This window comes from Polaribacter sp. Q13 (genome assembly GCF_016858305.2).
Taxonomy (GTDB): Bacteria; Bacteroidota; Bacteroidia; order Flavobacteriales; family Flavobacteriaceae; genus Polaribacter.
In genome coordinates, this window is record NZ_CP074436.1 from 770285 (window position 1) to 782665 (window position 12381).

Genomic DNA, 12381 nt, shown 5'->3' on the forward strand with positions numbered 1-12381 from the left:
TAAATGATTATAGGGTATCGCAATGAAAGTTCTGATTGCTTTTTTTCTTAGGTATCACAGTTTTTCCACCTTTCATTTTTTCTGAAAGCATCATTTTTAATAATTTACTTTTCTCTTCTTTTATAGATTTTCTTTTCTCTACATCTTTTTCAATATCAAAATAAATTACTCCGTCTATAATTGTTTTTTCCGCTTTCGCGTAAATAGATAAAGGATTAGCACTCCAAACAACCACATCTCCATCTTTACCTATTTTAATAGATCCTGTTCTGTTGTCTAAATGCAATAATTTTGCAGGATTAATGGTTACCATTTTCCAAGCTTCTAATTCAGACATTCCACCATATTTAATTGTTTTTGCAGCTTCTTGATTCAATCTTCTAGACATTTCTCTGTCATCAGAATTAATTGCAACGGTAATTCCTTGGTTGTGCATAATAGCCGCATTATAAGGTATGGCATCTAAAACTTCATATTTATACGCCCACCAATCAGAAAAAGTAGAAGCACCAACACCGTGTTCCTTCATTTTATCGGCAACTTTATAACCCTCTAAAATATGTGTGAAAGTGTTGATGTTAAAATTGAATTTCTCTGCAACTTTCATCAACATATTAATTTCTGATTGCACATAAGAATGACAAGAAATAAAACGTTCTTTATTAAGAATTTCGGCTAAAGTTTCCATTTCTATATCTTTTCGATACGGTTTTCCGCTTTTCTTTAAAGCATCATATTCTTTTGCTCTTTGAAAATAATCTATAAAAACTTGTTCTGTTCCCATTCTAGTTTGCGGAAATCGGATAGTATTACTTTCTCCCCAATTAGATTGTTTTACATTTTCTCCTAACGCAAATTTTATAAATTTAGGAGAATTTTTATAAATTAGTCCTTCAACATTTTCTCCCCATTTTAGTTTGATAATTGCAGAGCGCCCACCAATTGGATTTGCAGAACCATGTAAAATCTGAATAGAGGTAACGCCACCTGCTAAATTTCTATAAATATTAATGTCATTAGGATTTACAACATCTTCTATAGAAACTTCTGCAGTAGAATTATGACCAGCTTCGTTTACAGCAGATGTAGCAATGTGTGAATGTTCATCTATAATACCTGCGGTTACGTATTTACCGGTTCCATCAATTGTTTTTGCGGCTCTAGACTTTAAGTTTTTACCAATTTCAGCAATCTTTCCTTCTTTAATTAAAATATCTGTATTTTCTAAAATCCCATCGTTTTCAGAAGTCCAAACGGTGGCATTTTTGATTAAGATCGTTTCTTGTTTTGGTAAGCTAAAATTACCAAAACCTATATTCGGATAACTAATGGGTAAAATAGTTAAATCCTCTTTCTTTTTCTTAGGCTCTTTCTTTTTAGCTTCTTTTTTAAATGTTTTTGATGCCGACCAACCAGATTCATTCCCAGCCTCATCATAAGCAGTTCCCTGCATTACATTAGATGCATTAATAATTTGACCAATCAACCTTGTGTAACCTTCATCGTTAATTGTTAGGTGAATCCGTCCGTCTTTAAAAGAAAAGGTAGCTTTTAATTTTTCATCTCCTTTTTTTACAACACCTGTTTGTTTTGCTCCCTTACCTGTAATGATAAGTGAATAATATTTGCCATTAACGCTTATAGTATAATCACCTGTAATATCTTTGATATCCATATCATTCACAACATTTTTATCACCTTGAACCCAGTTTTCATAAATGGTTGTTTTGCTATCGAAAATAGCACCAGAAGTTATAATAAAGTTAGCATAACTTCCTTTATTTAAATTACCAATAGTTGTTTTACCTAATAATTTTGCAGGAATCGTAGTTAAAGCTTCTAATGCTTTTTCTTCGTTTAAACCATATTTAATAGCTTTCTGTAAGTTTTTTAGAAAGTCGTCTGTCTTTTTTAATTTGTGTGTAGTTAGTGCAAAATTAATTCCGTTTTTAGCTAATACACTTAAGTTTGTTGGTTGCTGATTCCATTTACGCAAATCACCCAGAGCAATTTGTTTTGCAATTAAGGGATTGCTAACATCATAGGCATCCTGAAAATTAATAGGAATTATTAAACTAGCATTTGTGTTTTTAATTTCATCAATTCTTTCATATTCATCTCCGCCACCTAAAATGGTGTATTGAATATTAAACTCGTCACCAATTTTATCTGCTCTTAAAAGATCTAGCCAACTGCCAGCTTCAAAAATTTGCAGTAAACTTTTATTTGCATTTAAAGCCTCTAAAGATTGGTCTTTATTTTTAGCATTTCCATCTGCATACCATTTTGCATCTAAATACATTTGACGCAATAAAGCCATAGCACCCATTTTAGAAGTAGGGTAGGCTTGTTTAGATAAAGTACTTTTACTAAATGATAAATATTGAGCTGACGAATTTTCTAAAATTCTATACGCATCAGAGGAGTTAGGGTTTAAAGCAACCAACATTCCGTTTCCTCGCACAATTCCGTCTTGTAAATGTGTATTTACAACTCCAAAACCAGCTTTTAAATAATCAGTAGCTTTTTTGTCATCGAATTTAAAAGAATTTTCAGCTTTGGTTTCTGGTCTAATATGATCGTTCCAATAAAAACCTTTTCTGGTGGCATCATATTGTGGTTTTTCGTTTCTTCTGCTAGAAGGACTCTTTTTTGGCTTTTCAATTCCAAAACTGGCATACATATCTATAAATGAAGGATAGATTATTTTTCCTTCTAAATCGATAATTTCAGTTCCTTTTGGTATGGATACAGATTTACCTACAGATAAAACTTTACCCTCTTTTATAAGTAAAATTCCTTTTGTTATAATTTTCTGAGGAGTAACATAAATAGTAGCATTTTTAAAAGCGACCGTTTTGTTAAATGTTGATTTTACACCTGTATTTGTAGGGAAATATTCTTGCGAGTGCATAGAAAAAGCTACAAATAAGGAGAAAAATAAGAGTAATTTTCTCATATAAGTTAGGTTGTATAAAGTGAATTAAGTTTCTAAAATAATTAGAACCATTTTGTAAAATGTTAAAAGAAGTTATTTTAACATAATTTTAAGAGTTTTATAATTGATTACTACGATCAAAATAACTGATAAATAAATCGACCACATAATTATAAGACTGCACACCTTTGTCTTGTTTATTTGCTTTTAAATAGGCATTGTATCCTTTTTTAACTAGTGGTTCAAACGGATTTTTATATTGTTGCCAAAAAACATAACTCGCATTAAAATCTTTAGAAACTCCTTTGTGAACGCTTTTCCAAAGTTCTTGTGATAAAGAATTATCTCGTTTTCTTAATTCGGAAATGCAATACCCAAAAGCCATTCTATAACTAGCGTATTTAAAATAAAGATCATCATTATAATTTGCCGCTAAAAAACCGACAAAATTCGCCTCATTTTCGGCTGCAAAACCAATTTGATGCGCCATTTCATGACAGGTTGTAGTTGGGTAACTAGTTTTTGGAAGTCTGTCGTTTACTTGTGCTTCTCCCGTTAACGGGTTTAAATATCCTGCAGTTCCATTATAGGATTGTAACAAACTCATTAAAGAACTTTTTACAGATTTATGTTGATATTTTAATTGCGAAAAATCTTTAGATAAATTTTCATAACCAGAAACGGCCATTGTGTACATTTCTTTTTGAGAATAGGGGTTTTCTACCTTTAAGGTATCGTTTTTGGTGATTTCTAATTGATATTCATTTAGCTTTTCAATAACATGTGCTGTTACTTTTTGAAGTTGTTCTGTGCTGTATTTGTTTTGTTGATAATTTAAGTTTTTAGCCAAAGGTTCTCGGTAATAATTCAATCCCCAAAAGAGATAAAAACAAAAATAGATGACAGATAAAACAGCTGTAAAGTGAATAATCTTGGAAATAAAGTTTTTAAATCTGGCTTTTATCAATCTAACTATAAAACGAATAAAAATAAAGAGTCCGAAAGCCAATAATACATCACCAACAGAAAATGGAATCCAGCCTAAAATAATCCTAAAAAATGATGAAATAGGAGGGTAGATTCCGTTAGAATAGTATTTTTCTATAAATGCAGCATTTTCTGCAGCCAATTGAATTGATATTATTTGAATTGGAAGTAGAATTGTAAGTATTAAATGTTTTTTATTAATTTTCAAGGATACTATTTTGGCTTAAATAAGCGTTTATATATATTCAAAAAAGAGGGTATTCTTGTTTTGAAACTTTCAACTTGTTGGTAAAAATAACATTTCATTTTGGAAGTTGACTGGTTATTAACAAGATAATAACAATTTTGTTTACAATAAATGTTCACAAATTAAAGCAAAGTTTAACAGACCAATTTCAACCTAAAAAAGTACATTTGTAGCCATGGAAAAAACGACTCCTGTTACGGGTAAAAAGATAGATAAATCAAGATTAGTACAACTTGAGAAAGGGAAAATTCCGCCGCAGGCAGTAGAGTTAGAAGAAGCTGTACTTGGCGCAATGATGATTGATAAAAAAGGTATTGACGATGTTATAGACATTTTAAGTGCCGATGCTTTTTACGATCAGAAACACCAAGATATATACGCAACTATTTACGAATTGTTTCAAAACTCTGAACCAATTGACCTTTTAACAGTATCTAACTTGTTAAAAAAGAATGGAAAACTAGAATTTGTTGGTGGTGATTTCTTTTTAATTCGTTTAACTCAAAAGGTGGCTTCTTCTGCCCACATTGAGTTTCATGCTAGAATTATTCTTCAAAAATTTATTCAACGTAGATTAATTTCCATTTCTAGTGAAATTATAGAAAATGCCTACGATGAAAGTACGGATGTTTTCGATTTATTAGATGATGCAGAGGCAAAACTTTTTGAAGTTACCCAAGGGAATTTAAAAAAGAGTTCTGAAGATGCAGGTTCTTTAGTAAAGCAAGCTTTGGCTAAAATTCAAGAAATTGGAAACCAAGAAGGAATGTCTGGTTTGGCAACTGGTTTTACCAAATTAGACGCCTTAACTTCTGGATGGCAACCATCCGATTTAGTGATTATTGCTGCACGTCCTGGTATGGGAAAAACGGCATTTGTAATTTCTATGGCAAAAAACATGGCTATTGATTTTGGTCATGGTGTTGCCGTATTCTCGTTAGAGATGTCTTCTGTTCAGTTGATTACGCGTATGATTTCTTCGGAAACAGGCTTAACATCAGAAAAATTAAGAAAAGGAAACTTAGAACCACACGAATGGGAACAGTTAAACGTAAAAGTTAAGAAATTATCTGATGCACCTATTTTTATTGATGATACACCGTCTCTTTCTGTATTTGATTTACGTGCAAAAGCACGAAGATTGGTATCTCAACACGGAGTTAGAATTATTGTAATTGATTATTTACAATTGATGACTGCCGGTGGAAAATCTAATGGAAATCGTGAACAAGAAATCTCTATGATTTCTAGAAACTTAAAGGCTTTAGCAAAAGAATTAGAAGTACCAGTAATTGCACTTTCTCAGTTATCTCGTGCGGTAGAAACGCGTGGAGGATCTAAAAGACCTTTATTGTCTGATTTACGTGAATCTGGAGCAATTGAGCAAGATGCCGATATTGTATCGTTTATTTTCCGTCCAGAATACTACGGAATGACAGAGTGGGATGATGATGATCATTCACCATGTGAGGGACAAGGAGAATTTATTGTTGCAAAACACAGAAATGGTGGATTGGAAAATATCCGTTTAAAATTTACGGGACATTTAGCAAAATTCTCAGATTTAGAAGAAGGATTTAGTAGTGAATTCCAATCGTCTATGAATGCAGATTTCCCTGAAGATCCTTTTGCAGGACAAGGAGGAGTGGACCCGAAAGATGCTTTTGGAAGTGATGATGTTCCTTTTTAAAACATAAAGAATTTATAATATTATAAAAATACACAATTACTTTAAAGCAATTGTGTATTTTAGTTTTTAGAAACGAAACAAATCTTAACTAAACATACTCTATTCCTTCTTTTTAACTCAAAGTAGACATCATTTATTTATATTTATTTTTAGATTTAAATTTACTTTTTATTTTCGTAACTTTGAAAAGCAAATAATTATTTATGAATATTCAAGCAAGAAAATTAAGTTTAATAGAATATTTAGTTTCTCTAAAAGATGAAAATCTGTTTGAGAAGATAGAAGAATCTGTTTTAGAATTGAAAGGTTCTAAATTATCAATATTTACTGAAGAAGAACTAATTTTGAGAGCAGAAGAAGCTAATTTAGATTATAATAAAGGAAACTATTCTACTCAAGAAGACTTAGAAAAGGAAAGTAAAAATTGGTAGAATGGAAATAATTTGGTCTGATTTTGCTAAAATAATATTGAAAGAGATTCATTATTATTACAAAAAGAAAGCGAATAAAATAATTGCTGATAATATAAAAAAAGATATTTTTTCTACAACAAAACAGTTAGTAAATTTTCCTAATTCTGGAACCGAAGAAAACGCCTTAAAAGTTTTAAATCAAAACCATAAATATCTCATTAGTGGAAATTTTAAAATTATTTATAGACCTATAAAAGAAGGCATATTAATTACTGATGTTTTTGATACAAGGCAAAACCCTGAAAAAATTAATAACGCAAATAGATAGTTTTTTTGAAAACATCCCTAACAATCTTAATATTTCTCTTAATCTCAAACTCAATTTGGGCATCATTCATTTATGTGCCTATGAGTCATGATAATCAGAAAAACCACTTAAAAGCCTACGGAATTGTTTATTTTTCTTTAGAAGCCAGTTTAAAATCGAAATGGTTATTAAATTATGATGGAGGTGCTTTTTTAATAGAAAATAATAAGATTGTAGAAAATGAATGTAAAATACGTGGAGTTTCTTATCAAATAATTTCGGATGCAAAAGCGCAATTGATATTGCAAGAAATTTCATCACCATCTTCTAATCAAGATGCGGTAACTTTAGAAAAAGCGCCAAAAATAGCGGTGTATTCTCCAAAAGATAAAATGCCTTGGGATGATGCTGTAACCATGGTTTTAACGTATGCTGAAATTCCGTTTGATGTTATTTATGACAAAGAAGTATTGGCAGACAAACTACTATTATATGAATGGTTGCATTTACATCACGAAGACTTTACGGGACAATATGGGAAGTTTTATGGAGCATTTAGAACAGCACCTTGGTACGTAGAAGGAAAGTTTAGAGCAGAAAAACAGGCAAAAGAACTAGGTTTCTCTAAGGTTTCGGAAGAAAAATTAGCGGTTGCAAAAAAGATAAGGGATTACGTAATTGGTGGCGGTTTTATGTTTGCCATGTGCTCTGCAACGGATAGTTTTGATATTGCATTATCCGCAGAAGGTGTAGATATTGCTGAGGCTATGTTTGATGGAGATGCATCTGAATTAAATTATCAATCGAAAATAAACTACAATAAAACTTTTGCTTTTAAAGATTATCAGTTAATTAAAAACCCAACAACTTATGAGTTTTCTACCATAGATATGACGAGTAAGCGTAAAATTCCAAAAACATCAGATTATTTTTCTTTAGGTGAATTTTCAGCAAAATGGGATCCTGTGCCTACCATGTTAACCCAAAATCATACGACTTTAGTAAAAGGGTTTATGGGGCAAACAACTTCATTCGACAGAAATACAATAAAAACAAATGTGTTGGTTTTAGGTGAAAACAAAGTAAATAGAGAAGCACGTTATATTCATGGAACCAAAGGAAAAGGAATGTTTACTTTTTATGGAGGTCATGATCCTGAAGATTATACCCACAGAGTCGGCGATCCTAAAACCGAATTAGATTTGCATCCAACATCACCAGGTTATCGTTTAATTTTGAATAATGTATTGTTTCCTGCGGCAAAGAAAAAGAAGCAAAAAACATAAATTTTTGGTATTTAGAATTCACTTTTTGTAGAAATTTTATTTTAATTGTTCATAAAGCTGATTTTTGCTTATAAATAATCTTGTAAGTTGCTATTAAAAAAATTACTTTTGTCCAAATTAAAATAAAAAAATGCCAACAACACAACAATTACAAGATTTTACGCAACAAGTTCGTAGAGATATATTACGTATGGTTCATAAAGTAAATTCTGGTCACCCAGGAGGATCTTTAGGATGTGCAGAATTTATTACTTGTCTTTATCAAGAAGTAATGGATTATTCTACAGATTTTACAATGGACGGAAAGAATGAAGATTTATTTTTCCTATCAAACGGACATATTTCTCCAGTTTTTTATAGTGTTTTGGCACATAGTGGATTTTTCCCTGTAGAAGAATTAGCTACTTTTAGATTGTTAAACTCTCGTTTACAAGGACACCCTACTACGCATGAAGGTTTGCCTGGGGTAAGAATTGCTTCTGGTTCTTTAGGTCAAGGAATGTCTAATGGTTTAGGTGCTGCACAAGCTAAAAAATTAAACGGAGACGATAAAATAGTGTATACTCTACATGGTGATGGTGAATTGCAAGAAGGGCAGAACTGGGAAGCAATTATGTATGCATCAGCAAAAAAAGTGGATAACATTATTGCAACAATCGATTTAAACGGTAAACAAATTGACGGTTCTACAGACGAAGTTTTACCAATGGGAAGCATCAGAGCAAAATTTGAAGCTTTTGGTTGGGATGTTTTAGATGTTGAAAAAGGAAATGATATTGAGGCTATTTTAGCAGGTTTAGCGGAAGCGAAAGCGTTAACAGGAAAAGGAAAACCAGTTTGTATTTTATTGCATACAGAAATGGGGAATGGAGTAGATTTTATGATGCACACACATGCATGGCATGGTAAAGCACCAAGTGATGAGCAGTTAGAAAATGCTTTGGCTCAAAACCCAGCTACTTTAGGAGATTACTAGAAACTTGAATTGTTAACTTCAATTTTTAAAATATTTAAAAAGGCTTTTCAATTTTATTGAAAAGCTTTTTTTTATGCTTTTATTTAGATTTTGACTGTAAGAATACCTTTATCTTTACAACTAACAAGTTGATGTTAAATCGATCTTTTAATTTTATGAATCATAAAATATTTGAATAAATAATGAAAATAGGAATTGTTTGTTATCCAACATTTGGAGGAAGTGGAGTAGTAGCTACAGAATTAGGAATGGCTTTGGCAGATAAAGGTCATGAGGTGCATTTTATTACGTATAACCAGCCGGTTCGATTAGATTTTATTTCGCATAATTTACATTTTCATCAAGTCCTTTTAGAAGAATACCCTTTATTTCAATACCAACCTTATGAGTTGGCTTTGTCTAGTAAAATGGTAGAAGTTGTAGAAAAATTTGAGCTAGAAGTACTGCATGTGCATTATGCAATTCCGCATGCCTATGCTGCATACATGGCTAAACAAATGTTAAAAGAAAAAGGGATTCCTGTAAAAGTGGTTACCACATTGCATGGTACAGATATTACTTTAGTGGGTAGTCATCCAACTTATAAAACAGCCGTAGAATTTAGTATTAATAATTCTGATGTTGTTACTGCAGTTTCTAACGATTTAAAGAAAACATCAAACAGGCTTTTTAATATTAAAAAAGACATTAAAGTAATTTATAATTTTATTGATGTAGAAAAGTATGATAAATCACATCAACAAAAATGCAATAGAATTGCGATAGCGAAACCTCATGAACGTATTTTAACGCATATTAGTAATTTTAGACCTGTAAAAAGAGTAGAAGATGTTATCAAGGTTTTTTATGAAGTGCATAAAGAAATTCCGTCTAAATTATTATTAGTTGGTGAAGGGCCAGAAAGAGTAAATGCGGAAAATTTAGTAAATAAATTAAAAATTTCTGATGATGTTATGTTTTTAGGAAACAGTTCTGAAGTTACTAAAATCTTATGTTACTCAGATATTTTCTTATTACCCTCTCAAACAGAGAGTTTTGGTTTAGCTGCATTGGAAGCAATGGCGGCAAAAACACCTGTAATTTCTACAAACACAGGAGGTTTACCCGAAGTAAATATACATGGAGTAACTGGGTATTTAAGTGAGTTAGGAGATGTAAAAGATATGGCAAAAAATGCCATTTCTATATTAAAAGATGATAAAACGTTAGAAACTTTTAAAAATAATGCCAGAGAACATACTAAAAGATTTTCACTAGAAAATATTTTACCTGTTTATGAAGAAATATATAAGTCTTGTTATAAAAGCAAGATTTTATAAAATGTAAAAGAGGTTATCTAAAAAAGAAGTTTTTTGTCAATCTGAATTTATTTCAGTTTAACAAGATTTTACTCTTTTTAGATAACCTTTTTTTATGTTAAATATTTAGAAGGATCTTATTTTCCAAAAAGACCACCCAATAAACTTCCAATTCCTCCAGAACTTTTATTGTCACCTCCTAAAAACATTCCAGCAACATCATCTACAACACTTCCATCACCGTCTGCATCTAATATTTTTTCTAAGAAATTTTGCTCATTAGCAGTATCATTACCACCTAACATTCCGCCTAATAAACTACCTAATCCAGAAGAATCTGATACGTTATTTTGTTTAGATTGTTTACCTAAAACACCCATTAATAATGGAGCCGCTACTTTTAAAATATTAGCAACAGAGCCTGCGTCTAAACCAGCTTTTTGACCAATAACTTGCTCTACACCTTGTTGTTTACTTCCTAAAACATGACTTAAAATTCCGGCACCATCTTGTTTTACGCTTTCATCTACACCACCGTTAAATAAACCACCCAAATTGTCTAAAATACTACCATCATGTTTGCCTGATAAAGCCCCCATTAAGCCTGCAGCTCCTTCTGGAGTAGCAGCATTTCTTTCCATAGCTTTCATTAAAACTGGCAAAGCCATTGTTAATACACTACCTGTTTTGCTAGCGTCATTTCCTGTAGAACCAGAAACACCAGAAATAATTTGTTTTCCTAAATCACTATTTAATAAGTCTAAAATACCTGCCATCTTTATGTTTTTAATAATTAATATGAATGTTTTCTAATTTTATGACACAATATACGAATAAAGTCACGCATTTTTTTAATATTTTATTTATCTTTCAAAATCTTAATTTTTAAACTATTTAATGAAAAAACTAGCATTACACTGGAAAATTTTAATAGGTATGGTTCTTGGAATCCTCTTTGGTTTTATAATGAATTCTGTGGATGGAGGTAAAGGTTTTGTAACTGATTGGATAAAACCTTTTGGTACCATTTTTATCAATTTATTAAAATTAATTGCGGTACCATTAATTTTGGCTTCTTTAATTAAAGGAATTTCTGATTTAAAAGACATTTCTAAGATTAAAAAGATGGGTTTTAGAACCATGGTTATTTATATGTTAACCACCTTAGTTGCTATTATTATTGGTTTAGGTATTGTAAATGTGGTAAAACCTGGAGCAGGAATGTCTGCTGATACCATAGAAAAAATTAAGATTAAATATGAGACTTCTACAGATCTTGTAGACAAATTAACAAAAGCGACAGCACAACATGATGCGGGGCCATTACAATCTTTAGTAGATATTTTTCCGAGTAATATTTTTACTTCATTAGGAAATGCAAGTATGCTTCAAATTATCTTTTTTGCAATATTTGTGGGTATCTCTTTGTTATTAATTCCTGAGAAAAAAGCGAAACCTTTAATGGATTTCTTTGATTCATTAAATGAAGTGGTTATGAAAATGGTAGATTTAATTATGCTTTTTGCACCGTATGCTGTATTTGCGTTATTAACAAATGTTATGATTGCTTTTGATGATACAGAAATACTTTTAAAACTTTTAGTATATGCTCTTTGTGTGGTTGCTGGTTTATTATTAATGATTGGGTTCTACTTAATTTTGATAAGTGTTTACACAAAAAAATCACCAATTTGGTTTTTAAAACAAATAAGTCCTGCGCAAATATTAGCTTTTTCAACGAGTTCTAGTGCAGCAACTTTACCCGTTACCATGGAAAGAGTAGAAGAGCATTTAGGGGTAGATTCTGAAGTAGCTGGTTTTGTTTTACCTGTTGGTGCCACTATAAATATGGATGGCACAAGTTTGTATCAAGCCATTGCTGCCGTATTTATTATGCAAGTTATTTGGCCAGAAGGACTCACTTTTTCAAATCAGGTGGTAATTGTAGCTACTGCTTTATTAGCCTCCATTGGTTCTGCAGCAGTACCAAGTGCAGGTATGGTAATGTTGGTTATTGTATTAGAATCTATTGGTTTTCCTGCTGAATTATTACCTATTGGATTAGCACTAATTTTTGCTGTAGACAGACCCTTAGATATGTGTAGAACTGTTGTAAATGTTACAGGTGATGCTACGGTTTCTGTATTAGTAGCAAAATCTTTAGGTAAATTACATGATCCTAAACCAAAGGAATGGGATGATAATTATGAAGACGTAAAGTAGTTTTATTATTTTATTT

The 12381-nt window shown here is 31.3% G+C and carries 10 protein-coding genes; 7 read left to right on the top strand and 3 right to left on the bottom strand.

Annotation, left to right across the window (positions count from 1 at the left end; genetic code table 11):
- Nucleotides 1-7 precede the first annotated feature (7 nt).
- A complete protein-coding gene (locus JOP69_RS02990; RefSeq protein WP_203392921.1) occupies nt 8-2959 on the bottom strand; it encodes an amidohydrolase family protein in 2952 nt (983 codons plus the stop codon).
- A gap of 97 nt (nt 2960-3056) precedes the next feature.
- Complete coding sequence (locus JOP69_RS02995) at nt 3057-4133, bottom strand: DUF3810 domain-containing protein (RefSeq protein WP_203392920.1); 1077 nt, start codon at nt 4131-4133, stop codon at nt 3057-3059.
- A 214-nt stretch (nt 4134-4347) separates the two neighbouring features.
- On the opposite strand from JOP69_RS02995, the gene dnaB reads away from it, so the two are divergent.
- The 6 genes from dnaB (at nt 4348) to bshA (ending at nt 10163) form a co-directional block, all read left to right on the top strand.
- Nucleotides 4348-5862: a replicative DNA helicase gene (gene dnaB, locus JOP69_RS03000; protein ID WP_203392919.1), complete on the top strand. Its 1515-nt coding sequence runs from the start codon at nt 4348-4350 to the stop codon at nt 5860-5862.
- A gap of 203 nt (nt 5863-6065) precedes the next feature.
- Nucleotides 6066-6293, top strand: a complete 228-nt coding sequence (locus JOP69_RS03005; protein ID WP_203392918.1) for a hypothetical protein — start codon at nt 6066-6068, stop codon at nt 6291-6293.
- 1 nt (nt 6294) lies between these two features.
- Nucleotides 6295-6603, top strand: coding sequence for a type II toxin-antitoxin system RelE/ParE family toxin (locus tag JOP69_RS03010; protein WP_203392917.1), 309 nt, complete (start codon nt 6295-6297; stop codon nt 6601-6603).
- Between the two features lie 80 nt (nt 6604-6683).
- Nucleotides 6684-7868, top strand: coding sequence for an asparagine synthetase B (locus JOP69_RS03015; RefSeq protein WP_203393149.1), 1185 nt, complete (start codon nt 6684-6686; stop codon nt 7866-7868).
- 130 nt (nt 7869-7998) lie between these two features.
- Nucleotides 7999-8844, top strand: coding sequence for a transketolase (locus JOP69_RS03020; RefSeq protein WP_203392916.1), 846 nt, complete (start codon nt 7999-8001; stop codon nt 8842-8844).
- A 182-nt stretch (nt 8845-9026) separates the two neighbouring features.
- Complete coding sequence (bshA, locus tag JOP69_RS03025) at nt 9027-10163, top strand: N-acetyl-alpha-D-glucosaminyl L-malate synthase BshA (RefSeq protein WP_203392915.1); 1137 nt, start codon at nt 9027-9029, stop codon at nt 10161-10163.
- A gap of 116 nt (nt 10164-10279) precedes the next feature.
- Here bshA and JOP69_RS03030 read toward each other — a convergent pair whose 3' ends face one another.
- On the bottom strand, nt 10280-10918 hold the full coding sequence (locus JOP69_RS03030) for a DUF937 domain-containing protein (RefSeq protein WP_203392914.1): 639 nt from the start codon (nt 10916-10918) through the stop codon (nt 10280-10282).
- Nucleotides 10919-11039: 121 nt separating this feature from the next.
- Between JOP69_RS03030 and JOP69_RS03035 the strand changes: the two genes are divergently transcribed.
- Nucleotides 11040-12365 (top strand): dicarboxylate/amino acid:cation symporter, encoded by a 1326-nt coding sequence (locus JOP69_RS03035; RefSeq protein ID WP_203392913.1) that lies wholly within the window; start codon nt 11040-11042, stop codon nt 12363-12365.
- Nucleotides 12366-12381: the final 16 nt, after the last annotated feature.